This window comes from Acidobacteriota bacterium, assembly GCA_016700075.1.
GTDB lineage: Bacteria > Acidobacteriota > Blastocatellia > Pyrinomonadales > Pyrinomonadaceae > OLB17.
Map to the genome: position 1 here is coordinate 2,833,936 of CP065000.1, position 24,698 is coordinate 2,858,633.

27 protein-coding genes and 1 tRNA gene are annotated in these 24,698 nt (G+C 53.0%); 8 read left to right on the top strand and 20 right to left on the bottom strand.

Annotation, left to right across the window (positions count from 1 at the left end):
• Nucleotide 1: 1 nt before the first annotated feature.
• From IPM50_12865 to IPM50_12875, 3 genes are all read left to right on the top strand, one after another.
• Nucleotides 2-1,291, top strand: coding sequence for a tetratricopeptide repeat protein (locus tag IPM50_12865; GenBank protein QQS32533.1), 1,290 nt, complete (start codon nt 2-4; stop codon nt 1,289-1,291).
• A gap of 193 nt (nt 1,292-1,484) precedes the next feature.
• Nucleotides 1,485-3,593 carry a serine/threonine protein kinase gene (locus tag IPM50_12870; protein ID QQS32534.1) on the top strand — a complete coding sequence of 703 codons (2,109 nt, stop codon included), beginning with the start codon at nt 1,485-1,487 and terminating at the stop codon, nt 3,591-3,593.
• Nucleotides 3,593-3,916, top strand: a complete 324-nt coding sequence (locus tag IPM50_12875) for a divalent-cation tolerance protein CutA (protein QQS32535.1) — start codon at nt 3,593-3,595, stop codon at nt 3,914-3,916. The genes IPM50_12870 and IPM50_12875 overlap by 1 nt, the downstream gene beginning before the upstream one ends.
• 7 nt (nt 3,917-3,923) lie before the next feature.
• On the opposite strand, the gene IPM50_12880 is transcribed toward IPM50_12875, so the two are convergent.
• From IPM50_12880 to IPM50_12935, 12 genes are all read right to left on the bottom strand, one after another.
• Complete coding sequence (locus IPM50_12880; GenBank protein ID QQS32536.1) at nt 3,924-6,143, bottom strand: S8 family serine peptidase; 2,220 nt, start codon at nt 6,141-6,143, stop codon at nt 3,924-3,926.
• 94 nt (nt 6,144-6,237) lie between these two features.
• The gene (locus IPM50_12885; protein QQS32537.1) at nt 6,238-7,044 is read right to left on the bottom strand and encodes a TIGR00730 family Rossman fold protein; all 807 of its coding nucleotides are present in this window, start codon (nt 7,042-7,044) and stop codon (nt 6,238-6,240) included.
• Nucleotides 7,045-7,806, bottom strand: a complete 762-nt coding sequence (locus IPM50_12890; GenBank protein QQS32538.1) for an enoyl-ACP reductase — start codon at nt 7,804-7,806, stop codon at nt 7,045-7,047. It lies immediately after the preceding gene.
• A 118-nt stretch (nt 7,807-7,924) separates the two neighbouring features.
• Nucleotides 7,925-8,683 (bottom strand): hypothetical protein, encoded by a 759-nt coding sequence (locus IPM50_12895; GenBank protein ID QQS32539.1) that lies wholly within the window; start codon nt 8,681-8,683, stop codon nt 7,925-7,927.
• 24 nt (nt 8,684-8,707) lie between these two features.
• The gene (locus IPM50_12900) at nt 8,708-9,643 is read right to left on the bottom strand and encodes a sugar kinase (protein QQS32540.1); all 936 of its coding nucleotides are present in this window, start codon (nt 9,641-9,643) and stop codon (nt 8,708-8,710) included.
• A 109-nt stretch (nt 9,644-9,752) separates the two neighbouring features.
• Nucleotides 9,753-10,214 carry an outer membrane protein assembly factor BamD gene (gene bamD / locus IPM50_12905; protein ID QQS32541.1) on the bottom strand — a complete coding sequence of 154 codons (462 nt, stop codon included), beginning with the start codon at nt 10,212-10,214 and terminating at the stop codon, nt 9,753-9,755.
• A gap of 34 nt (nt 10,215-10,248) precedes the next feature.
• Entirely contained in the window at nt 10,249-11,124 is an 876-nt protein-coding gene (locus tag IPM50_12910) for an S-methyl-5'-thioadenosine phosphorylase (protein QQS32542.1), read from the bottom strand.
• Nucleotides 11,125-11,211: 87 nt separating this feature from the next.
• Nucleotides 11,212-12,663 (bottom strand): peptidylprolyl isomerase, encoded by a 1,452-nt coding sequence (locus tag IPM50_12915; GenBank protein QQS32543.1) that lies wholly within the window; start codon nt 12,661-12,663, stop codon nt 11,212-11,214.
• 89 nt (nt 12,664-12,752) lie between these two features.
• Nucleotides 12,753-13,148 carry a methylmalonyl-CoA epimerase gene (gene mce, locus IPM50_12920; GenBank protein QQS32544.1) on the bottom strand — a complete coding sequence of 132 codons (396 nt, stop codon included), beginning with the start codon at nt 13,146-13,148 and terminating at the stop codon, nt 12,753-12,755.
• A 23-nt stretch (nt 13,149-13,171) separates the two neighbouring features.
• Nucleotides 13,172-14,122 carry a methylmalonyl Co-A mutase-associated GTPase MeaB gene (gene meaB, locus IPM50_12925; protein QQS32545.1) on the bottom strand — a complete coding sequence of 317 codons (951 nt, stop codon included), beginning with the start codon at nt 14,120-14,122 and terminating at the stop codon, nt 13,172-13,174.
• Between the two features lie 88 nt (nt 14,123-14,210).
• Nucleotides 14,211-14,681 carry a DUF664 domain-containing protein gene (locus tag IPM50_12930; GenBank protein QQS34530.1) on the bottom strand — a complete coding sequence of 157 codons (471 nt, stop codon included), beginning with the start codon at nt 14,679-14,681 and terminating at the stop codon, nt 14,211-14,213.
• A 189-nt stretch (nt 14,682-14,870) separates the two neighbouring features.
• The gene (locus tag IPM50_12935) at nt 14,871-16,016 is read right to left on the bottom strand and encodes an acyl-CoA dehydrogenase family protein (GenBank protein QQS32546.1); all 1,146 of its coding nucleotides are present in this window, start codon (nt 16,014-16,016) and stop codon (nt 14,871-14,873) included.
• A gap of 131 nt (nt 16,017-16,147) precedes the next feature.
• Here IPM50_12935 and IPM50_12940 point away from each other — a divergent pair, with 131 nt between their 5' ends.
• Nucleotides 16,148-16,585, top strand: coding sequence for a CoA-binding protein (locus IPM50_12940; protein ID QQS32547.1), 438 nt, complete (start codon nt 16,148-16,150; stop codon nt 16,583-16,585).
• Between the two features lie 6 nt (nt 16,586-16,591).
• Here IPM50_12940 and IPM50_12945 read toward each other — a convergent pair whose 3' ends face one another.
• The 8 genes from IPM50_12945 to IPM50_12980 all read right to left on the bottom strand — a co-directional run bounded on the left by IPM50_12945 (nt 16,592) and on the right by IPM50_12980 (nt 21,705).
• Entirely contained in the window at nt 16,592-17,308 is a 717-nt protein-coding gene (locus tag IPM50_12945) for an rRNA pseudouridine synthase (GenBank protein ID QQS32548.1), read from the bottom strand.
• Between the two features lie 78 nt (nt 17,309-17,386).
• Nucleotides 17,387-17,944: an SMC-Scp complex subunit ScpB gene (gene scpB, locus IPM50_12950; protein ID QQS32549.1), complete on the bottom strand. Its 558-nt coding sequence runs from the start codon at nt 17,942-17,944 to the stop codon at nt 17,387-17,389.
• Nucleotides 17,945-17,947: 3 nt separating this feature from the next.
• The gene (locus tag IPM50_12955) at nt 17,948-18,715 is read right to left on the bottom strand and encodes a segregation/condensation protein A (protein QQS32550.1); all 768 of its coding nucleotides are present in this window, start codon (nt 18,713-18,715) and stop codon (nt 17,948-17,950) included.
• A 1-nt stretch (nt 18,716) separates the two neighbouring features.
• Nucleotides 18,717-19,118: a DUF2237 domain-containing protein gene (locus IPM50_12960; protein QQS32551.1), complete on the bottom strand. Its 402-nt coding sequence runs from the start codon at nt 19,116-19,118 to the stop codon at nt 18,717-18,719.
• A 4-nt stretch (nt 19,119-19,122) separates the two neighbouring features.
• Entirely contained in the window at nt 19,123-19,605 is a 483-nt protein-coding gene (locus IPM50_12965) for a DUF3060 domain-containing protein (protein QQS32552.1), read from the bottom strand.
• Nucleotides 19,605-19,952, bottom strand: a complete 348-nt coding sequence (locus tag IPM50_12970; protein ID QQS32553.1) for an arsenate reductase — start codon at nt 19,950-19,952, stop codon at nt 19,605-19,607. Before IPM50_12970 ends, IPM50_12965 begins: the two co-directional genes overlap by 1 nt.
• 69 nt (nt 19,953-20,021) lie before the next feature.
• Nucleotides 20,022-20,999 (bottom strand): tryptophan--tRNA ligase, encoded by a 978-nt coding sequence (gene trpS / locus IPM50_12975; GenBank protein ID QQS32554.1) that lies wholly within the window; start codon nt 20,997-20,999, stop codon nt 20,022-20,024.
• 7 nt (nt 21,000-21,006) lie between these two features.
• The gene (locus tag IPM50_12980; protein ID QQS32555.1) at nt 21,007-21,705 is read right to left on the bottom strand and encodes a site-2 protease family protein; all 699 of its coding nucleotides are present in this window, start codon (nt 21,703-21,705) and stop codon (nt 21,007-21,009) included.
• Between the two features lie 104 nt (nt 21,706-21,809).
• On the opposite strand from IPM50_12980, the gene IPM50_12985 reads away from it, so the two are divergent.
• The 4 genes from IPM50_12985 to IPM50_13000 all read left to right on the top strand — a co-directional run bounded on the left by IPM50_12985 (nt 21,810) and on the right by IPM50_13000 (nt 24,695).
• Complete coding sequence (locus IPM50_12985; protein ID QQS32556.1) at nt 21,810-23,021, top strand: ATP-grasp domain-containing protein; 1,212 nt, start codon at nt 21,810-21,812, stop codon at nt 23,019-23,021.
• Between the two features lie 28 nt (nt 23,022-23,049).
• Nucleotides 23,050-24,243, top strand: a complete 1,194-nt coding sequence (locus tag IPM50_12990) for an endonuclease/exonuclease/phosphatase family protein (protein ID QQS32557.1) — start codon at nt 23,050-23,052, stop codon at nt 24,241-24,243.
• Between the two features lie 49 nt (nt 24,244-24,292).
• Nucleotides 24,293-24,547, top strand: a complete 255-nt coding sequence (locus tag IPM50_12995; protein ID QQS32558.1) for a hypothetical protein — start codon at nt 24,293-24,295, stop codon at nt 24,545-24,547.
• Nucleotides 24,548-24,619: 72 nt separating this feature from the next.
• Nucleotides 24,620-24,695 (top strand) — tRNA-Ala (locus tag IPM50_13000).
• The last annotated feature ends 3 nt before the right edge of the window (nt 24,696-24,698 follow it).

The following is a 24,698-nucleotide window of genomic DNA, read 5'->3' on the forward strand; positions in this document are numbered from 1 at the left end:
CATGAGAGCAGTATTCTCAGTTGTCGCATTTGCCGCATTCCTCTTCCCGGCGGCAGTTTATTCCCAAGATCTCGGAAGCGCGAATAAATTGTTCGGGGGCCCTAAGAAGGAATCAGCAGCAAAAGCTCCTAAAAGGCCCGCGACGTCAAAAAGCAGCCCGAAACGTCCCGTTTCTGTCAAGAAGGCCAGAACAGCTAATCAACGATCTGCGTCCCAGGTTGTGTCGGGTTCGAAACCTGCAGGTTCGGCAAGCGAGGCAGATAACAAGCCGACCGCAGCCGTTCTGCAGAAGTTCGAAATGTTTCTGGCAGAAGGAAATGCCGCTCGAGATGCACGTTCCTATGCGGCTGCACAGGCAGCATATGAAAATGCCCGCGTTCTACTTCCTCAAGATGCTCGAGCAGCGATCGGACTTGGGAGCATCTTTTCCGACCGGCAGCTTTGGGATCAGGCTGAGCAGCAATACCGAACAGCATTGCGTCTCAGCCCTGACGATCCGTGGGTTCATATTGCACTTAGTTATGTTCTGTCACAGCCTATTGTCGCCGATGACCTGGCAGGCCGATATGCCGAGGCTGAGCGTCTCGCTCGTCGCGCGACGGAATTGGCTCCGAAGAATGCTCTTGCTTTTGACCGGCTCGGCGTGGCGATGGAACTAAGGGGTTTGATCGGCGCCGAAACTGAAAATGCGTACCTGCGTGCAGTAGAACTTGACCCAAGTTTTGCTCCTGCCTATGCACATCTCGGGCGCCTGATGCATCGACGGGGCATGGCCGCGAAGGCCCAGAGCTTTTACAGCACCGCCATCAGTAAAGCGACGCAGACCTCAACGATGATATTGGTCGCTGAGGTGCTGCAATCCGAGCAGCGTTTTCGTGAATCTGAAGGGCTGCTGCGGCAGGCGATAGAGCGCGATCCCTACAATCATTCTGCCTTGCTGCTGTTGAGCAGGGCACTATTGACACTCGAGCGATATTCGGAGTCGGAGACACTGCTGAGAAAGAGTTTGGAAAAAGGTGCCAACGGTTTCCGCACCCATATGCTACTCGCTTCCCTTAACCTCCGTAAGGGAAATATCCCATTGGCAGAGAATGCTTTGCTCCAGGCCTTACGAGACGTGCCTTCGAATGAGAAAGCGATCCTCGCTGAGCAATTCGAGGCTGTCGGAGATGCGTATGATAGGTCGGGAAAGACGGCAGAAGCGGAAAGGTGTTACAGGCAGGCATTGACGCTTGATCGTCAGCGGACGAGTGCGGCGGCAAAGATCGGCCAGCCCGGTAAGGTAAACTAGGCCCAAGAGAATTCATAAGTTGAATATGCTATCCTCAAGCGATTGAGGTGCTTTACGTTTCGAAATGCATTGTCCTAAGTGTGGAGAGGTTTTTGAAGAAAGGTCCAGGCGATTCTGCCCGGTCGACGGGGCGCGCCTTGTCTCGGGCGAAACCGCTCCGCAGGGAACGCGCCCGGGCATATTTTCGAATCTAATGCCTAAATTCGACGCCGGTAGCGATGCCGTCAACGATATTGAGGCTGCAAACGAGCTGCCCGCATCCTCGCATCAGGAGGTCCTGGACCTTTCAGAGCTAGATATTGATCTTGACGAGGACATCGTCTTTGAATTGAGGGACGACTCATCGGCTGATACGCACCCAGCGATCAAAGGTCCACAGGATGACGAGATCGATGAGCCTGCTCGCGGCGAAAACGTCCGATTCATAAGGGCCGAGGACATACCGCCCGGACACGCGGACATTGAGAACAGTGGGCGCACCCGAGGACTTGGGGCATCGTTCGACGAAAAGGCACCTGAGTCATTTGTTGGGAGGAGCGTGAAAGGACGCTTTCTCGCAACCGAGTATTTGGGGGACAGCGGTGTAGGGCATTTGTATGTTGGGCAGGACGATCTTCACGACGAACGGCCTGTCGTTATACAAATATTCCATGACGAGGACGACGAGATCATGAGCAGCATTTTAGCTGAAGAGAGGATCTCGCTGCTTCATTTCTCTCACCCGAATATCGCCCGCATGATCGACTCGGGCGAGTTCGTTGACCAGCGCCGGTACGTGGTCGTCGAACACCACGATCATTTGTCAGTATCGGACATCATGGCCATTCACGGCAGGCTCTCGTCTGACCGTACGGCATCGATAATCAAACAGGTCGCTTACGGGTTGAGCAATGCTCATCAGGAGGGATTGCTTCATCGGGATATAGAACCGTCAAACATTGCGATCGAAAGGCGTGATGACGGTAGTGAGCGGGCGATATTGATCGGAATGGGGCTCTCAAAGGGCGATCCGGACGAATATACGGCTTTTTACCGGGCTCCTGAAGTGCTCGAAGGCAGGATACCCACTGTTGCAAGCGATATTTTTGCTTTGGGTGCGACAGCGTTTGAAATGCTGACCGGACAACTGCCTTTTTCAGGCAACACGCCTAAAGAACTAATTTCCGCACAACGGAATTCGCGACCTGCGATCCCGGCCGACGTTGCCAAGAACATTTCTCCGCTCGTCGAAAGCGTGCTGATGCGGGCAATGTCTCCTAATCCGGCGACTCGATTTGCGAAAGCCAGGGAGTATGGAGATGCTCTGCACCATGCGCTTGTTGATTGCGCACCGGAAGTTCCTAAGGTGAGGCGGGACAGCCTTGCAGATGTTATACCAACACCGGCTTCCTCCGAGACTGTCGCTGAACACGGTGAGAGGAAGGAGGTCATTCTTAAGCCTCTTGCAAAGGCGGTTCCCGCAGAAAGCGACCCCGCGTGGACCCGCCGTTCGCCTGAACCTCCGTCAGAGGGAAGCCATCTGGTGAAGATCATCGCAGCGGTCGGCATCCCCGTACTTCTTATTTTGCTCGGAGTTGGCTGGTATTTTTTGGTCAAGACTCCGGTTGACCCGTCGCTCAATTCGCTGACGGGCGAACCCGGTTCTGCCGGTTTCGATACGACGGTCCCGAATGTTAATTCTGACATCGAGGTTCCGCCGCTTCCGCGTACGATACCCCAGCCGCCGAATACAAGTTTTTATCAAAACACCAAACAGAATCTCAAAGGGGATCTGCTTCTCAATTTCGTCGGTTTTACCGTCTATTACCCTAAAGACTGGAAAGTGAACGGCCCGCAGGTCCGTGAAAATGTGAACAGCCGGGGTAAGTTTCTTGATATCTCGCGTGAAACACCTGAAGGGATGATGAAGGAGCAGATGCTGATCAGTTACTACCCCAGTCGCGGAACATTCAAAGAGGACGTCGATAAATTCCCGCAATTGGCAAAGGAGGCCAACGAAACGCTGAAGAAACTTCTTCCCGGGTATCAGCAGATATCGGAGGGTGAAACTCAGGTCAACGGCAATTGGCGAGCTTACGAATTGAAATTCCAGGCGGGCGGCCGTTCGCCGTCGGGGGAAAATATTACGGTCTGGGGAAGGCGTCTTTTCATTCCCGCCGCCCGTCCGGGTGTTCGTGCCGGCTTTGAGATCACTATGCTTGCCACATCTTTTTCGGACGAGGTAAGGGGAGCAGATGACGTCGGGACAAAAGGCGAACTGGCAAAGATCCTCTACACGTTCGAGCCAAGCCAAAATTTCTAATGGAAGACAAACTTGTCATTGTTCTAACCACCGTCAACGGAAAGGACGAGGGGGCGGCACTCGCTCGCGGAATTGTTGAAAGACGATTGGCAGCGTGCGTTCAAATATTGCCGCCAATGACATCCGTGTATCGTTGGGATGAAAAAATTCAGGAGGAGACCGAACATCTCCTCCTGATAAAAACCTTGTCCTCTCGCTGGGACGATCTAAGGTTGTTTATTGTCGAGAACCACAGCTATTCGGTTCCCGAGATCGTTGTCCTCGATGCCGCCGCAGTATCAGTTGAATATGCGGATTGGCTTCGAGCCGAACTTGCCGGCTGACCGGCGATCAGACCAATGAGATCGGACCGCTGGCAACCAGTGAGAAGGTCGCGTCAATTTCGGGCGTACTCGGAACCGCGTCGGTCACCACTTCATTCGCAAAAATATCAACAAACCACGTCCCGAGCATCGGGTTCGAAATGAACACGTTCTCCACGGTATCGACAATGTTGCCGGTGCCTCCGGGCGTTGACCACATGCCGCCGCCGACACCGAGTCCGTTGTTGCCCCAGTAGACGGTTCCGTCCGGTGCTGTCACCCGCAGGGTCAGATCGTTGACACGCGCCCTCGAAGCACTAGGGCTTCCCATCGGGTCCGTATACACGAGCGTGATCTTCATCGGCTCTCTTTGGCTTGGCACCACGCGTACGCGGTAGCGTTGACTCTGCAGATTTGTCAGGTTCACTTCCTCATTTACAACAAAAAGCCTCGTCCGAAGATTATAGAGGTTCTGCAGATCGACGCGTCCCCAGCCTTGGCGGACGCGGGTCGTGTCGGTTCCGGCGATATTCATGTCCCATTGAACTGCGGTGTTGATCATCACTGCTTTTGCAGTTGCCATTCTCGGACGGCTGTCAAAAACGGTCGGTCCGGTCGGGTTTCCGAAAATGCCGTTATGCCACATCTGAAAAAAGAGGCCGAAGTGTCCCGCAGTGATCGGAGTTGCAGCGCTTGTTCCGCCAAAGCCTGTTGTATAGCCCGCATCGCTTGAATTGCTCGTAGTAAATACAGAGTCGTAGAAATGGGCAAGATCCGGCTTCAAGCGCCCATCTGCAGCCGGCCCGACACTGGCCCCACTCGCCCAACGATCGTCGGACAGTGACGCAGTGTTGTAATGTCTGATGCCGCCGATCGATACCACATTCTTAGACCATGCTTGCGGCCGGGAAAGCTGGTTGCCCGTGTTGCTCTGCGAGTTAAGGATCACAAAATCATTAATGAAAGTGATGTCGTCCATTTCCGCTGAGATCGTTGTGTAGGCAGTGGTTGTCGCGTTACCCCAGCTGTTCGACTGATAGACCGCCTTATAAGGATCCTGTTTCAATTCTGCCGTATGCGTGTAGCGGTTAGACAGAAAATCGTAGTCAGCAAAGATCGATGTGGCTTCCGGCATCATTCCGCGGCCGGAAGGATTCGAAACGCCACGGCCGAAGTTGATGCCAAAGGTCGAGGTTCCATGATTCGAGGGCTCCGCCGTGTTCGGCGAATTATGAATAAGAGGCGGTCCGCCCGGTTGAAAATCAGTGTGTGTTTGACGCAGGCCGTTGTCCATCACCTCAGCACGGACGCCCTGTCCGCGATAACCGGCGACGGATTCGACATAATTGGCACCGCCCACATTGCGGACGATATCCATGTCGTTCTCCGGCGGGCTCCAGCGGTCAATGAAGAGCACCTTTTCGTGTTGTGCGATCGCAAGCAGCTGCTCGCCCGTGAGCGTGGCTTCCATACGAAAGCCTTCGGGGATGATGTTCTCAACAACACCGCCGGTTCGGCTCACGGTAGCACTGATGTCATACTGAGCTGCCGCACCGCGTTCAAGTGCCATAATGTTATACCGAGCAGGCTCCATTTTTGACAGGCCATCGGACAAACTCTCGATAAGAACCTCTTCAAGTTTGTATGCCGGCTCATATCGGCCCACCCAGCGAACATAGGGCAACGCGGAAACAGCCCCACGCACTTCTTCTGTCATCGAGACCAGGTAAGCATGGTTAGGAAGATAGATACGGACCTTTGCTCCCGCATCGGTGATCTGCTGACGATATTCTTCTATCGGCTGTGTTACGAACTGAACAATATACGCACGCTCGGAGCCTTTGTATTTTGCAGTTGCCGTTAGGCTTTCAGCGATAGGAGGCATTTCGCTTATGGGGTCAAAAGTGCCGTAACGCAGCATCATGCGATGATCGGCCGAATTTATGCGTTTGACGCTCTTGCCGTCTGTGCTGACGGCGTAGAACGGCTCTAGGCCCGCATTCCATGTGAAAACCTTAGCAGGCGATTTTGCGAAAGTGATCACCTGAGCATCGCTGATGGTTTCGGAGGAACGGTAGATCTCGCCCAAGCCCTCAGCCATAAGAACGGACTCGCCGTTAACAACGATAACGCTCAGGCCGGCCGCGGTCGCGGCTGCCGCCTTCTCACTTTTTCCAAAAAGTGCCAAAAACACCAACGCCAAAACCAAAACACCTGCAACAGATGCCAAACGCATATTTATCTTCATATTTTGTAACTTCCGTGGATCAAGGTTAATCGAGGGATTTTCAAAAAAGTATACTTCAAAACGATCTCTTAGCAAAGAAGATTTTGCATAGAGATCATTCTGCCGATGACTTTTCCTCGATGTTGCCCGCATAGCAGGTCTTGATGATGAAATCGACCGCATCACGCGGTGAATCTGTGAGATGTATCAGCGAGAGGTCTTCCGGGCTGATCATCTTCTCGTTGAGCATTGTGGAGGTAAGCCAAGTCAACAGCCCGCGCCAGTATTGCGATCCGAACAGCACTACTGGAAAATTACGGATCTTTCGAGTCTGAATAAGGGTCAATGCCTCGAAAAGCTCATCCATCGTCCCGAAGCCGCCGGGAAATATCAGATAGGCATTGCTATATTTGATGAACATCGTCTTTCTTACGAAGAAATACTTGAACGAAAGCGATTTGTTCTGATAGGGATTTGCTGCCTGCTCGAAGGGAAGTTCGATATTGCAGCCTACCGAGCGGGCACCGGCATCGAATGCCCCACGGTTCGCGGCTTCCATAATTCCGGGTCCGCCGCCCGTAATGATCTCGAATCCTGCGGTTCCTAAGAGATATCCGGTTTCCTGGGCGGCCTTGTAAAGCGGGTCATCTTCGCGGGTGCGGGCCGAACCGAAAACAGAAACGCCACGCGTGATGGTCGCAAGCGAGTCAAAGCCGCTGACCAATTCACTCAATATTCTGAATACACGCCAACTGTCAGATGTGCGGTATTCGTCCTCCGGTTCCGGGGACCGCAAGAGCACTTCGTCATCGGTCAAATGCCAATATCCGGGTTCTTCTTCGCGTTTCTTGACCTCGGCTACTGTCTTAGCATTTGCCGTCTTGGTTCGTTTTGGACGCTTTGATAGCGGAGTTTTTGCCATTTAGATCCCCATTATGTTGTATCCGCAATCGACATAGATCGTCTCACCGGTAATGCCTGACGAAAGGTCGCTGACAAGGAACATTGCCGTTTTGCCGACCTCGTCGGCGGTGACATTGCGTTTTAGCGGCGACTTTTCCGCGACGTAGCCGAGCAGCGAGCCCATATTCTTGACGCCGCGTGCAGAAAGCGTATTGATCGGCCCCGCAGAGATCGCGTTTACGCGGATATTATTCTTTCCGAGGTCAGCGGCGAGGTAGCGTGTAGAAGCCTCAAGAGCTGCCTTAGCTACGCCCATGACGTTATAGTTCGAAACTACTTTCTCGGCGCCGTAATACGACATCGTGACGATCGAGCCGCCATCTGTCATCAGAGGTGATGCAGCCAGAGCGACCTGCGTCAGCGAAAATGCACTAACCTCGAGTGCTGTGCGGAAGGCGTCGCGGGTTGTCGTCAAAAACTCGCCTTCGAGGGCCTCTTTTGGAGCGAAAGCAATTGAATGTATGAGGAAATCAATTTTGCCATACTTTCTTGCGACCGCCTCGAACGCTCGGTCAACGGTGACCTGATCCATTACATCGCAAGGCACGACGAGCGAATCAGGGAGCGTGGCTGCGAGTTCCTCGACATTCTCACGCAGACGGTCGCTCTGATAGGTAAAAGCCTGCTTTGCGCCCTGCTCACCGCAGGCCGCGGCACACGCCCACGCGATCGAACGCTTGTTCGCAACGCCGAATATCATTCCAACTTTGTTTTCCAGCATATGACCCTGTCATTACCACCTGTGGTAGCCGGTGGTTGAATGAAAATATTTCGTACTTCTTTCCAACCTGAGAACTCTCGGTCTCGAACCAGCAGCTCCCGCAGGCAGTTTCGATCCGCTATTCACTCACATAAACCCGCTGCAGCATTTCAAAATCAAGCATTCTGATGTCGATATCTACAGGCGTGTCGGAAAATCGCCTCGCAGTCAAAACGCCGCGGAGTTCTTCCTCTTCCTCTAACGTCAGCTGAGTTACAAGAACAAGCATTAGCCGCAAACGCAGCTTGCTCTTCATGTCAGCGAGGTTCCTACTCGCTTGGGCAACTTTCTTGATCACAGATTCGACCTTGTCCTGCCGAATGTCCGGAACAACAAGAAATGCGACTTCGATGCATGTGATAAGATCATTATCGATCAGGATCCCGTCAAACGGTACGCGGCCGATGCTGACATGGCGCATCAGCGGAAGCTGCTCTTCCTGCTGAATCTGCCTCAGAGCCAGATCTTCGGCAACAACATAGGCAGACAGCAGGTCGGAAAGGCCATCGTCCCCGACACCTAGAAGTTTGGAAAGCTCGCGTACCTCGATGTTCACGCTCTGCCGCTGAACCTCTGGCATTGCCGCGTCCCAATCGATAAATTTTCGCTCGTCGAGCGATGCAAGCCTCTTCTTTTCCGCGTTCGCCGCAAATACAATGAGTCCGACGCTCGCGATGACGGCCGCAAAAATAATCGCCGTTGCGATCTGGCCGTACGAGATCGACACGATAAGTCCGATGACCGCGATCGCGATAAGAAGAGCGACCGAGCCGAAAAGCGCCCAGCTCTGCGGCGGGCGTTTCAGGCGGGAAAGCGGTATCGGGTTGGCATTTGCCATTGAAACAAAAAGGTCGATAGGATCTTACGCGGCGGCCACACGTTCGAACGGAATATCGTCGAAATGCGTCATCCGCTTGAAATCACGAAAACGCTGGTTAATTTCAGGATAGTCGAGCGCATCCACACGTTCGGTTCCGAATTTTTCAACGTTGAACGATGCCATTACAGAGCCGTAAACCATGGCCCGCCGCATCGTATCGTCGTTGATCTGATTCTGTGCGGCCAAATAGCCCATAAAACCGCCCGCGAACGTATCGCCCGCACCCGTCGGGTCAAACACGCTTTCCAGCGGATACGCGGGCACGGCGAAATAACCGTCTCGAGTGAACAGCGTTGCACCGTATTCGCCGCGTTTGATGACGACTGCCTTCAGGCCGAGGCCCATTATAGACTGTGCGGCCTTGTAGATGCTGGGTTCGTCCGTCAGCTGCCTCGCTTCGGCGTCGTTAATGATGATGCAGTCCACGACCTTTATCGTGTCGATCACTGCGTCCTTCATCGACGAGATCCAGAAGTTCATCGTGTCCATAGCGACAAATTTCGCGTCCGGACACTGTTCGCGGACCTGCTTCTGCAGCATCGGCAAAATGTTTGCGAGAAAAAGCAGTTTAGAACCTCGGGACCGCTCGGACAATTTCGGGTCGAACGTCTCGAAAACGTTAAGCTGCGTGTCCAGAGTGTGGGCCGTATTCATATCGTAATCGTAGCGGCCCTGCCAGAAGAATGTCTTGCCGTCCGCGACGACCTCGACATCATCCGTATTGATATCGTGACGGCGGAAAACGTCCCATTCCGCATCGGTAAAATCACCGCCGACCACGCCGACCGCGTTCACTTCCGTAAAAAAGCTCGCCGACAAACCAAAGTGCGTCGCCGCACCGCCCAAAACCTTGTCGCGTTTACCAAAAGGCGTTTCCAACGCATCGAACGCGACCGAACCAACAACTGCAAGTGACATAGGATAAGTGGTCAGCTATCGGTGGCCGGTGGTCAGAAAGTTCAAAAGTCTGACACCTGACCACTTGCCACTGAACATTGCCTATTTTACACTTCGCAGCTTGTTTACGCTATTTGGACGGTTCTTTGTTGAGGATGGCGAGTGCCTTTTCCGCTTCGCTGCGGTATTTGCTATCGGGGAATTTCTCAACGAGCAGCGTCAGATACATCTTTGCGTCGTCGCGGAGCTTCTCGGGGGCGTATTTTTCGCGTTCGCGTTCCAAACGGAGATCGACGCGCTGTTTCCCTTTGTTTTCAGAAAGATACCAGCTCGACATTCCAGCGAGGTACAGAAATTCGTCGATCTTGGAAAAGGTCGGATAGGCGGCGAACGTCTCTTCGAACCGCGAAAGCACCTGTTTGTATGCCTTTCGGGCGGGACCGAAGGCCTGCCACGCTACGTCGAGGTTGTGTTTCGCGTCCGTTTCGAGCAGCGGATCGCGGTCGATCGCCGGCGTGACGTTCCTTTGAGCCGCAGCAGGAATACCGAACAAGAGCAAAACCGCAAAAACCGCCAAAAAAGAGCGTTTCATACCTAACTAAAGATGCCCGGCGGGCGGAAATAGTTTACCTCTGCCTGTACTTGCCGATAATTGCCTCAAGTTTCGCCGCAGTTTCCGCAGGCCAATGGTCGGGAGCCGTGAAAATGGCGTTCTTGATGGCATCACGATATTGATTCGGTGACTCTTTCGAAGCGACGCGTTTTACGGCGTCTTTCAATATCAACTGTGCGTTGCGTACATTCTTGTTCAGGTATTCGACGATCATGTCGATGGTCACATCGCCGTGGCCTTCGTGCCAGCAGTCGTAATCGGTGACGAGGGCGAGCGTGGCGTATGCGATCTCGGCCTCGCGGGCGAGTTTCGCCTCTTGCAGATTCGTCATGCCGATGATGTCCATTCCCCATTGGCGATAGACGTTGGATTCGGTCTTGGTCGAAAAGGCCGGCCCTTCCATACAAAGGTAAGTGCCGCCGCGATGGAACTTTACGCCGACCTCTTTGCACGACGCTTCGAGAATGTCTCCGAGTTCATCACAAACCGGGTGGGCGAAAGTAACGTGGCCGACGATCCCTTCGCCGAAGAACGTCGATTCTTGTGCCCGTGCACGCGTTCTGTCAAAGAACTGGTCTGGTATGACCATATCCGTCGGCTCGTATTGTTCCTGCAGCGAACCGACAGCAGAAACCGAAAGGATGTATTCCACGCCGAGCATCTTCATTGCGTAGATGTTCGCCTTATACGGAACCTCCGTCGGCGTGAACTTGTGTCCGCGTGCGTGCCGTGGCAAAAACGCCACCGTAACGCTGTTCAACTCGCCGACAATAAAAGCATCTGAAGGCGAGCCGAAAGGGGTATCTACGTTGATCTCGCGGACGTTCTCCAATTCCGGCATTTGGTACAAACCGCTGCCGCCGATTATTCCGATCTGAATGTTTTCCATGTTCAAGGTATTCTGTATAAGAAAGGGCGACCGGTAAGATCGCCCCAAGATGTTCTGTCCTAACGGGACAAAGGTTGTTGCCGCCCACTACTTTTTCTTAGGTGCCTCGGGCTTTGTGTCCGCAGGCTTCGGCGGAGCACCGTTCTCTCCGTTCTCGGGCTGCGGCATCGGCATCGGAGGACGCTGCTTCTGCTGCATTTCCTGGATCTGCTCGTCCGTGACTTCCGGAACGGTATAATCTTCCGGAACCATAACGCCATTCGCAGCAACGATCTCCTCGATCAGTTTTTCCTCCTTTTCCGTCTCAAGCTTGTTACGGACAAAATCCTTGACCGGCATCTCGCGTGCCATCGGATTGTCGGGATCCTTGTAGCCGGTCGAGATCAGAATGTGGCGGACATCGTAGGTTTCCTGCTCGGCTCCGTCTTTTTTACTGAGCTTGCGTTCGAGCTTGACGATATGGAAGCCGAAATCTGTTTCAACAAGTTCAGGTGCGACCTGTCCTGCTTCGAGGCTGAGAGCGGCCTCTTCGAAGGGAGCGACCATTCTACCTTTCGGCACGTCGGCGTAAAGACCGCCATTGTCCTTGCCGTCAGGGCCTTTGTTGCCCGGATCGGTGGTGAACTCATTGGCAAGTGCTGCGAAATCCTCGCCTGCTTTTGCACGCTGAAGGATCTCGTTCGCCTTATTTCGCTTTTCTGCCGGGTCAAACTGCGGGTTCGCCGCGATGTAGGCATTGACCTCTTCGTCGGTCACCTTCATCTTGTCTGTAAGTGTCTGCGAGTAGAGCCGGGCAAGGAACTGAGCCTGCTGAAGGCGAACCTGAAGATTGGTTTTTGCGACGAATTCCGCGTTCAGTTCACCGGCGGCTGCTTTACGGTCGAATTCGTTGCGATACACACGCGATTTCGCGAACATCTCGCGTGCCTGCGTTCGTTCTTCCTCGCTGATCTCACGGTCCGCCATTTCCGGGTTCGAGGCCTTCATTATTGCTATCTTCGCGTTGAGGAAATCATTGAACTCATCTTCAGGGAGCCTGAAACTCGCAGGTTTACCCAATCCGAGCGTGCCCATCAGATTGGCGAACCAACTCTGCTGGCCTGCCGGAGGAGTGGACTGGGCCCAAAACTCGTTGATCTGCTCTTCGCTGATGAAGCCGAAAGGAGGCATCGGGCCTTTGTCCTGGTTCAATTCACGATCGTAGGAGACAGCGATGACCTCAGCACGAATGCTGTCCAACTCCTGCCGGTTTGACGGCTCGTCGGCCATTCCTTCCTTTTTTGCCTGGCTGGCAAAGGCAAGAAGCTGCTTCAGATTCTTCATCTGCTGCTTCTTGAGTTCTTCATCCTCAGCGAGACGTTTGACCGCCATGGGATTCGTCTTTGCAAGGTCTGCAAGCAGCAGTTCGATCTCGGAACGCGAGATCTGATTGAATGATTCCGAAGCTTGTCCTCCGACCTCTTTCTTCCAGATGACCAAGCCGAAACCGATGGCGACGATCGCCACGATCAAAATGATTCCTTTAGTTAAGTTGCTCAAAACTGATATTCCTCTCTAGCGAAAAGTCCGCAAAAATGCCAAACGAGAATGATAACAAACGCGCGGGGCTTTACCAACAGAAAACGTGGCTATTTGACCTGAACCAACTCGAGCAGAACGCCGTTCGTCGACGACGGGTGTACAAATGCGACCAAGCAGCCTTCGGCACCGATGCGGGGAGATTCGTCGATCAGACGGGCTCCATTCTCTTTCAGGCGTGTAAGCGATGCTTCAATATCCTCGACCTCGACAGCGATGTGGTGAATACCGCCGCCGCGTTTTTCCAAAAATTTTGAGATAGGTGAGTCATCGGACGTTGGTTCCAGCAGTTCGACTCGGCTTTCGCCCATCGGCAGCATTGCGACCCGGACCTTCTGGTCCTCGACGGTTTCGGTGTGAACGTTTTCCAAACCGAGTGCGTTCTCCCAGAACTTCAAAGCCTCGTCAATACCTTTTGTTGCGATTCCTAAATGGTTGATCTTCATAGGTTTATGTTATTGACTCCCGACTATGCGCGAGGTTCTGACAAGATCTCCTCGATCGCTGAGTACGGATCGATACGTTTCGCCGCAACGTCCGCCGCAAGCTGCTCAAGGTTCTTCTCGGTACCGTTTCTGCTGAGCAGTTCGGCCAGCAGACGCTCGCGCAGCAACTCCAAGAGCCGCCATTTCGCTATCGAAGTCTTACGGTCAGCGATCTCTTCGCCGTATGCCATCGACGTATAGCCAACATACTTTTCGATGGCGGCAGCCAGATCTTCAAGGCCTTTATTTTCTGTAGCCACGGTCGGAACGATCGGCGGATGCCACATATCGGGCCGGTGAGCAAGTGAAAGCAGTGCTTCAAGCTCCTTTTGAGTTCTCAGGACGCCTTCTCGATCAGCTTTATTTATTACAAATACATCGCCGATCTCCATAATGCCGGCCTTTATCGCCTGAATATCGTCGCCCATGCCGGGAACTAGCACGACCACCGAAACGTCCGCGGTTTTAACGATCTCGACCTCGTCCTGGCCAACACCTACCGTTTCCACGATGACCTTGTCGTAACCGGCGGCGTCCAATATTGCAACGGCATCGACCGTCGCTCGCGACAGGCCGCCGAGATTGCCTCGTGTCGCCATCGACCGGATAAAGATGTTCTTGTCCAGCCCAAGCGTGGACATCCGTATACGGTCGCCCAGGATGGCGCCGCCAGAGAACGGTGACGAAGGATCGATACAGACAATACCGACCTTTTCGCCCCTATCCTTGTAGAGAAGGGCGAGCTTATCAACGAGTGATGACTTGCCCGCTCCAGGCGCACCGGTGATGCCGATCACTGTGGCTTTGCCTGTGTTTGGAAACACCGCCTGCATCAATTCTGCCGCAGCCGAGCCTCCGTGCTCAACGATCGAAATCGCCCGAGCTACGGACCGCGCGTCACCGGCGAGTAACTTTTGGATCAATTCTGATGCCATCGTCAAAATGATAGTTTCTCATTCTTTGGTCCAACAAAAAAGGCGAGCCGAAGCCCGCCTATTGATCGGCCATACATATATTTTAGACCTACATCTGTCCTTCATCCGCCGAAGGCCCGTAAATGGACGGCACCGGAATGTCGTTCAATCGCAGATAAACCGACAGTTGGCCGCGATGGTGAATTATGTGGTTCATCACAAACGTACGCATCACGGCTACCTTCGGCATCGTGAAATAGACCTGCTCGCCGTTTCGCATCGTCCAATCGGTCATGAATATTTCGTCCGACGTGTTGGCAAGCACTTCCTTTGCTGATGCGACCTGTTCGTCAAAAAATGCGATCAATTCCTCGGTCGTCGCGGGCTCGAACGCCTTCCAATCGGCTTCTGCGAAATCGAGAACATCGCTTGTCAACGTCATTTTCGTCCAACCGAACATCTCTGCGACATGAACCGCGAGACGCCCGAATGTCATCGACTTTTCATGCGGCGTCCAGTCGAACTTGTCCGCCGGGACACGTTCAAGGCACTGCCGCGCCACCTTTGCCTCGTTCTCCAATTCCGCCAAAAATGCCGACGCCAGGCGGCCGGCTGCCATTGCTGTACCTTCGCTCATAGTGTTTCTCCTTATGTTGTAAATAAAAACTAGGGTGCAATCATAACATACTGTTGCATAAATGCAACAGCTGTCAATGGAAAGAAGATCCTCAGCTTGTTTACGCCGAGGAAAGGTAAAATGTTTGAAAGTTTACAATGATTTCAGGAGATTCTTTGCGATAACGAGCCGCTGTATCTCGCTGGTGCCTTCGCCGATGGTGCAGAGTTTTGAATCGCGCCAGTATTTCTCAGCCGGATAGTCTTTGGTATAGCCATAACCGCCGTGGATCTGAACGGATTCTTCCGATACACGAACTGCCGTTTCGGAAGCGTAGAGTTTAGCCATCGCGGACATCTGTGTCACGGGCTTACCTGCGTCTTTGGTAGCTGCGGCTTGCAGCGTGAGAAGGCGGGCACATTCTATCTGCGTCGCCATGTCGGCAAGTTTGAACTGAATCGCCTGAAACTCGGCGATCGGCTTTCCGAATTGCTGACGTTCTTTCGCGTACTTCACCGCAGCTTCGTAGGCTCCCTGAGCGATGCCTACCGACAAAGCGGCAATAGATATACGCCCGCCGTCCAACACCTGCATTGCCTGCAAAAAGCCTTCGCCTTCGTTGCCGAGCAGATTCTCCTGAGGAACGTAACAGTCCTCAAAAACCACCGATGCGGTCTCAGATGCCCGCATTCCTAGTTTGTTCTCTTTCTTGTCCGATCGGAAACCTTCCATCGACTTGTCGAAAATGAAGGCCGAGATACCGCGGTTTCCTTTTTCTTTGTCAGTTACGGCTACCGCGACCAAGGTGTTGCAAGCGATGGCGTGTGTGATGAAGTTTTTCGAACCGTTGACCTTCCATCCGCCATTCGAGCGGACCGCGTTCGTTCGTGTGCCCGACGCGTCGGAGCCGGCCTGTGATTCCGTCAGTCCCCATGCGCCGAAAGATTCGCCCTGCGTGAGTGGCAAAAGGTATTTCTGTTTCTGTTCTTCCGACCCGAACATGTAGATGTGATTCGAACAGAGCGAATTATGCGCAGCCACTGACAAACCGACCGAACCGCAGACGCGGCCGAGTTCCTCGATGATGGTCGCGTATTCGACATAGCCCATCGCCGCGCCGCCATAATTCTCAGGGAAAATGATTCCCATCAGACCGAGTTCGGCAAGTTTTGGCCGTAATTCCTCCGGGAAATGCTGCGTTTCGTCCCATTCCATTACGTTGGGAAGAATCTCGCTCTCGGCAAATTCGCGGATGCTGTACTTGATCTGTAGCTGCTCTTCGGAAAGTTCAAAATTCATAATGCATTCGGCGGAAACAAGCGTTTATCTTGTCATATCGATAGGTTTCGTGGCAATTTCGCGGGCGGATGCGGCAGGGAATCGGAAAGACGGCGATTGTCAATTTTTTGCGTTCAGCCTAAAATCGACCTATGGATCACCCGAACTATCTCACAACGGACGACCAGATCAGGGAGCTGCTTTCCTCTGTGAAACGCATTGCGGTCTTGGGTATCAAGCCGGATGACCATGCTGCCCAGCCTGCTCATTACGTTCCGAAATATATGCAGGAGAACGGTTACGAGATAGTTCCTGTTCCCGTTTATTACCCCGACGTGACACAGATCTTGGGTCAGCCGGTTCATCGCGACCTGATACAGGTTCCCGGCGAGATCGACCTCCTGAACGTTTTCCGCCGCGGGCGCGACATCTCAAAACATACTTTCGAGATCCTCGCCAAAAAGCCGAAAGCAGTGTGGTTTCAGTTGGGTATTAGAAATGACGACGTTGCAGAGAGGCTCGCCGATGCCGGCATCAAAGTAGTGCAGGACCTTTGCCTGATGGTCGAGCATCGGGCTCTACTAAAATAATAAAACTCAAGGTTTAAGAGTGCGTAACTCTTCTTTTGTAAGGTCACGCCAGCGGCCTGTGCGGAGTTCCGGTGCGCTGACATTTCCAATGCGAATTCGTCGGAGTTTTACAACAGAATTACCGACCGCATCGAACATTTTGCGTATCTGCTGATTGTGGCCTTCGTGCAGCGTCACCTCGAACCAGGCATTGTTTCCGGTAGTTTTAAGTTCGCGAATGTCCGCCGGTGCCGTCTTGAAACCGTCGTCGAGCATGATGCCGCGGCGAAGTTTGTTTATCGCATTCCGATTAGGCAGGCCTTTCACCTTTACTTCATAAACCTTAGGTATCTTGCGTGACGACGCGACATGGTTCGTGAATTCGCCGTCGTTGGTCAGGATGATAAGCCCTTCGGTGTTGTAATCGAGGCGGCCAACGGGATGGAGCTTGCCTTTGCCTTTTACAAGATCCGTGACCAGCTTACGTCCCTCGGGATCCGCGGCGCTGGAAAGATAGCCTTTCGGTTTGTTCAAAAGAACGTAAACATTCGAACGGCTTTGCAGCTTGGCGTTGATGAGCTTGCCGCGGACCTTGATGTGGTCCTTTTCGGGATCGGCTTTTGTCCCAAGTTCAGTTACGATATCGCCGTTGACCGAGACATCGCCGTTAAGTATCAACTGCTCCGCCGCACGCCGCGAAGCTATACCGGCCTGGGCGATAAGTTTTTGAAGTCTTTCCTGCATAAGAAATTGCCACAGAGTCCACAGAGAACACAGAGGCAAGGCGACGGACCCATTCAATGGCAGCCGTGGAATCTGTGGCTACTGGACCAGGTCCTCGAAATCCTCGATGCTCGGCAGTTCGGACAGGTCTTTGAGCCCGAATTGGATCAGGAATTCTTTCGATGTACCGTACATCATCGGGCGGCCGACCGTCTCTTTGCGGCCTTTGGCGACGATGAGGCGTTTGTCGAGCAAGGTTTTTATAGCCGACGCAGACTGCACACCGCGAATTTCGAGGATCTCCGGAACTGTGACCGGCTGTTTGTATGCAATGACGGCGAGCGTTTCCAGTGCGGCGATCGAGAGTTTTGCTGATGGACGCGTCTTAAGGAAGGTACGTATCTCTTCGTGAAAATCAGTTCGTGTTGCCAATTGCCAACCGCCGGCGATCTCTCGTATCTGCAGCCCGCTGCCGCGTTCGGCGTATTCACGTCGAAGTTCTTCGATGGCCGCCTCGATCGCACCTTTTTCTTCACCGAGGACATCAGCGATCAGCCGCGTCGTAATAGGCTCGTCTGCAACAAAAATGAGTGCCTCAGCGAGCGCGACCAAATCGGCCGGCGTCCGCGTGAGTTTTGTCTGAACTGCTTCGTCCATAGATCAAATGCCTTTCAAGATTATATCGCCAAAGGTTCCTTTCTGTCTGAGCGAAACGCCGCCGTTTTTCACAATTTCAAGAACCGCAATGAATGCGGTGACCAGTTCGCGGCGGTTCTGCATCTCTTCAAAGAATGCTAGCAAACTGACCTCGCCCTGGGCCGCGATGCGGTCTTTGAGAGTGCGGATCATATCTCCGAGCGATATTTCTTCCCGCTCGATCTCCATTTTCACTTCTTCGGCATGGCGGGCGAGGATCTTCTGAAAAACGCCCAAAAGGTCAAAAACGGTCGCGTCAATTTCAGCGTTCGCTTCGTCCGTTTCTATCGGGCCGCGGGTGAAAACCGCCTGCTCCAGCGTGGAACGCTCATACAGCATTCCTGCCGCCGTTTTGAATTTCTCGTGCTCGAGAAGCCGATCTACAAGTTCCTGCCGTGGGTCTTCTGCCTCTTCGTCGCTTTCGATGGTCGGATCGCGAGGCAGCAGCATCTTGGTCTTGATCTCGATCAGCTGTGCCGCCATTACGAGAAAATCTGCAGCGACCGAGATGTCGAGCCGCTTCATGAGGCGGATGTAGTTAAGGTATTCGTCGGTGATCTTGGCGATCGGTATGTCGAAAATATTCGCCTTTTCCTGCCGGATGAGAAAAAGAAGCAGGTCGAGCGGGCCCGCGAAATCGCCGATCTTTACCTTCAACTCCTCAGAATCGCGGACGATCTCTGCCGTCTCGCGATGAAAATCGAAGCTGTATTGTTCAGGTTCCTTTGTCAATTTATTCGTAGTCTATGGCGTATCGCTTCAGGTCTTCAAGGTCGATAACCGTAAGTGCATGTTCGTGGGTCGCTCGCAGATAAACCTGCGGCGCCATGCCGTTCTCAAAAGCCTCGCGCCAGCGAAGCATGCAAAGACACCATTTGTCGCCTTCTTTCAAACCCGGAAACGCGTATTGCGGCATTGGCGTCGAAAGGTCGTTGCCCATTGCTTTTGAGAACGCAAGGAATTCATCAGTCGCCCTGATGCACACGGTGTGCCTGCCGGTGTCATCGACGCCGGTGCGGCAAAAACCGTCGCGATAGAAACCCGTCATCGGATCGGAGCAGCAAAGTTCCAATTCGCCGCCGAGAACGTTTTTTGGTTTGGGGTAGTGACCGTTTCCGTTTCCGTTTGTATACATTCCGTTATTTCTTTTTTTCCGTTGGTATCCTCTCGATAGAGTTGCCCTCACGGTTCTGCGTGATCGACGGGCGCTTGCCGTTAACGAATCGCGAATATCTCAACACATTTTCGCTGCCGTTAAAAACATACTCATTCGCGGCATCTGCAGTGATCCGGTTGCGGTCACCATTTATCATCACTTGTTTGCAGACTCCGGTGATCGTAACGTTATTCGAATTTCCGTTTATCTTCACGCTGTTGAATTTCGCACAGTTGACCGTTCTCTTCAGATCGGGCCCGTCAACATAGATCGGCTCGCCTTCGACAGAAGTATCAGCCTTCGCAACATCTGCGGCATCGACGGGCGATTCCGTCGGCGCGGGCGAAAATTTCGGTGTCGGACTGGACGTAAACCGTTCCATGCTGCGTTTAGCCGTCTCATTGCGAAGGTCGCACGAAGCGAATGCAAGCACTGAAAGAAGAACGATCGTGAACGCGAATCGCATTATCTCAAGATCTCCAACGCCAATTCTATCGGTCTCGCCAATACGGCCCTGTCGCCGGCCTCAACAATGGGACGCTGAATGATCGACGGGTATTTTACCATCGCCGCGATCACTTCCTTGTTCGATGATTCCTTATCAATGCCGGCGAGTTTGAAGTCGGGTTCATTCCGCCGCAGAACCTCGAATGGCCGCAGGCCCGTCTTTTTCAACAAACCGGCCAGTTTTTTCTCGGTAAAAGGTTCGACGAAATAATTCACCTTTTTCCAGTTGATACCATTCTCTTCAAATAGCCTGTTCAGCTTTCGACAGGTCGTACAAGTAGGCTTTTCATAAACTGTGATCTTCATATTGACTATCGACGTCACACTTAACACCTGTCGCTGAATTTCTTTCAGCGGTTCGATTCAAGTGACAAATCAATTTATTCCCATTCTCGAATACACGTTGTTTAGCGTACGCGCGGCCTCTGAGCGTGCTTTTTCCGCTCCGCGGTCGAGTATCCCGCGAAGAGTAGCGTCATCGTAATGAGCGATGCGTTCTTGAAATGGCCGCAGGAATTCGACGACGGCTTCTGCGAGTTCAGTCTTGAACTGACCATACATCTTGCCTTCGAAATGGGCGACGCATTCTTGGGCGGTTTTGTCTGTTACGAGCTGATAAATGGTCAGCAGATTGTTGATCGCCGGGCGAGTTTCGTCGAATTCGATGGTCGTTCCACTGTCAGTGACGGCGCGTTTGATCTTCTTGGTGATCGTGTCGGGATCATCGAGCAGAAAAAGCGAGCCGTTGGCGTTCTCGTCGGATTTCGACATTTTCTTTTCAGGATCCTGCAGTGATTTGATGCTCGCACCGGCCTTGGGAATATAAGGCTCCGGCACCTTGAACGTATCTCCGTAGTCGCGATTAAAACGTTCGGCCAGGTCGCGGCTCAGTTCCAGATGCTGTTTCTGATCCTGTCCGACCGGCACGAGATCGGTCTGATACAGCAAAATATCGGCCGCCATTAGTATCGGATAGGTAAATAGTCCGACGCCCGCGCGTTCTGTGTTGCCTTTGCCCTTATCCTTGAACTGCGTCATCCGTTCCAACTCGCCCATGCGAGCGATGCAGGAAAGGACCCACGCAAGCTCGGCGTGTTGCGGTACGTCGGATTGAATGAAAATGGTGGAGCGTTCAGGATCGACGCCGGCGGCCAAATAGATGCGTGCGAGGTCGAGCGTCGCCTTTCGCAGTGAGGCCGGCTCTTGCGGCAGCGTTATGGCGTGCATGTTCACGATGCAGTAGAAACACTCATAATCGTCCTGCAACGCGACCCAATTCTTAAGTGCGCCTAAATAATTGCCGATGTGAAGCTGCCCGGTAGGCTGTGCCCCGCTGAAAATTCTCTTACTCATCGTCGAATCAAAACCACGGCGTCAGCAGAAGGTATTGGACCAATTGATAGAACGGCCTGATTATAAGCCCGATGATGCCGAAATAGACCAAGAGCATAAGTATCAGAAAGCCGTATTGCTCAAGCATCTCGAAAACGGGCTGAAAACTCGGCGGCAGAAACGTCGAGAGAACCTTGCTGCCGTCCAGCGGCGGAAACGGCAGCAGATTGAATACTGCCAGCGAAACGTTCAGCATCACAAGATAATTCAAAAATATGACGATCGGCTTGATCAGTCCGGAATCAATATTGCCGGCGTTTATCACGCCGAATTCGATCATGAACTTAAAGATAAAGAAGCCGATGGTTGCGATGATGATATTCGCAACAATACCCGCGATCGATACCATTACGTTCGCTTCTTTATATTTCGTCCATTTGTTCGGGTTTACCGGCGTAGGTTTGCCCCATCCGATCAAAGGGATCGAAGCCAATGCACCGCCGACCGAGCCGAATATGAACGCCGCGATCGGGATCAGGAGCGTGCCGATGGGGTCAGTGTGTGCTACCGGATTAAGCGTCACACGGCCGAGCATGTATGCGGTATCGTCGCCGTATTTCCACGATGTCCATGCATGTCCGGCCTCGTGCGCAGAGATCGCAAGAAGCAGGACGACTAGAAAAATGACCAGATGGCTGATCAGGTTGGCAATATCGATCTCACCCATAAATCGTCAACACCGATGCCTAGATTGTTGCATTCTTTTAGTGCAAAATAAAACGTAGTCGAAATGATGGAATAACGGTTTTTTGCAAACCGTGACTAACGAGTATGTCGAAACACATCGTCTGCATCGCAAGCGAACACAAGGGTAACGAATTCATCGAAGCAGCCCATGAGGCCGGCTGGCAAGTTACACTCGTAACGCGGAAAAGCCTGCTTGACAGCCCTTGGGTTTGGGCAAACATAGGCGATGTCAGGACTGTCGAAGACAGTGCCCAACCCGTCGATTATGTGCGTGCGATCACGAACGTTGTAGGGTCTGCGAAGATCGATCATGTCGTCGGGCTCGATGAATTTGATGTGATCACGGGAGCGCTCGCCCGCGAGCACCTGCAGCTGCCGGGAGTTACCAGCTCTTACCTTCGTCGATTTCGCGACAAGCTCACGATGCGCAACCTGGCGTCTTCAAAGGACATTCCGTGTCCGGAGTTCGTGGGAGCGTTCAACATGTCGGAGATCGATGAGTTCCTCGACCGCGTCCCGGCTCCTTGGATCGTCAAACCGCGACACGAGGTATCTGCATTCGGTATCAGAAAATGTGAGACGAAGCAGCAGGTTTGGGATGTTTTGACAGACCTCGACAACCGAAATAACTGGCGCGACCATCCCTCGCAATTCGTCATTGAACGGTTCATTGAGGGCAAGGTCTTTCACGTCGATTCTGTCGTCGAAGACAAGAAAGTGCGTGCGGCAGGCGTCAGTCAGTATGGCACGACGCCATTCAAGGTGTCGCATTATGGCGGTGTGTTCACGTCCTCGATCGTGCCGTATGACGCGCCCGAGCGAAAGACGTTGGAAAAGCTCAACAAGCAGCTCTTGAAAGCATTCGAACTGGAAAAGGGTGTTACGCACGCGGAATTTCTGCAGTGTGCCGAATCGGGTGAATTCTATATGCTCGAGGTTGCGTGCCGCGTCGGCGGTGCGTACATAGCGAACGTTCTGGAATATGCGTGCGGCTTCAATCTATGGCGCGAGTGGGCGAAACTTGAGATCGCCGACAAGGAGAATCCTTACAAGTTGCCGAAACTGCACAAAGAATATGCCGGCATCGCTCTTGCACTTGCCAACACTGATGAGCCGGACACGTCGAATTATACCGAAGAGGAGATCGTATATCGCGTGAAAAAATCCAAGCACGTCGGGCTGATATTCCGCTCAAAAGACCGAGAACGCATCGATGAACTTCTTTCGATGTACTCCGAACGGATCACCAAAGATTTCCTCGCCGTCGCACCCGTAAAGGAACGTTACGATGATTGACCGTGCTATTGCTGCCTGCCGTTATTAAATGCCAACGCATCCGCCCGAATATTTCGATCACGACCTGAATCGACATTTTCCCGAACTGCTCAAATTCGAATCTGTCGAAGAACTCGAAGCATCCGAGATCTGGAAACAAGTTGGCGGCGAGGCTGAACGACTGCTCAATTTGGTCGTCGGCGAGGAACTTGCTGACGGACGATCGGACGATCATTCGGTAAATGCGATCCGGGCGATCGCGTGGAATCTTGAACGCGGCATTCAGCTCGACAGCATTATTGACGCTTTGAAAATAGACGAAAGGCTGCGGGGCCGCGATATTTTACTGTTTTCCGAACTCGACCACGGAATGGCGAGAAGCGGGAATCGTTTTGTCGCTCAGGAGATCGCCCGCGAACTTGGGCTGAATTACGCTTTCGCTCCGGTTTACGTTCCGCTGCAAAAGGGAAGCGGTGTAGAGGCCGAGATGGATGGCGAGAATACCGTTTCGCTGCATGGCGTCGCGATGTTCTCGCGGTGGCCGATGCGAAATGTTCACGCGATCCCGATCCCGAACGGTAAGGACAAAATGTGGGGCAAGGAAAAACGCCTTGGCCGTCTGCGTGCGTTGATCGCTGACGTCGAACATCCGAGCGGCGTATTCCGTGCGGTCACCGTTCATCTTGATGCGCATTGTTCCCGTGCTCATCGCCGGCTGCAGATGCGGATCATTCTCGATCATCTCGACACGCTGCCCCAAATGCCTACGCTGATTGGGGGCGACTGGAATACGACGGGTTTCAATTCGCAGAATTCGACCCGAGCGATCCTTGGGTATTGGCGGCGTGTCTTTATGGGCCCTAAGAACGTCGCTCTTAACCATTTGCCGCACCCCGAACGATTTTTTGAAAAGCCTCTTTTTACTGATCTGGAGAACCGTGGGTTCACTTATCGTGAGCTGAACAACTTAGGCGTCGGGACTTTGCATTACGATGTCGCCAGCATCGAAAAGAACACCAATCTTCGCGATTGGGTGCCTGAATGGTGTTTCCCGTTCATATTTTGGGCGGCCGGCCGCGTTGGAGGCAAGGTCTCAACACGGCTCGATTGGTTCGCGGCCAAGGGACTCGAGCTTGCACCCGAGACGTCGCCGCAAACCGTCGGCGGCCTTGTCAGCGGACTCGGCGAGCCGTTGTCTGATCACGATCCAATAACAGTTGAGGTGAAGTTCAAGGACCCCTAGCCTGTGGTTTCGACTTTGGAGTTTCGGCTTTGGACCTTAGACTATTCTTATGGAAGTTTCATTTTGTCAGACCATTAGTTTTAACGCGGATACCTTTGAATACGACGTAGTCTCGCAAGAGAACGGAAACGCGACCATCATCAAATTCCCGATCGACGAGAAGAAGTATAGCCCGGGCGATGTCGTTGTGGTCGTAACGAACGACGGCGAGATCAATTTTCACGGCATTGTCGGAAAGATCGAGGACGGCTACGCTTTTGCGTCTGACCCAAAAGGCTCGCTCCTGCCTGCGGGTGTTCAGTAGAGAGGCGGAATCTAAGAGGGGCGATCATTCTTGAAACTCGTCACTCTAACCTCTAAACTCTTAACTGTTTTTGGGGATGTAGCTCAGCTGGGAGAGCGCAGCGTTCGCAATGCTGAGGTCAGGGGTTCGATCCCCCTCATCTCCACCAGTT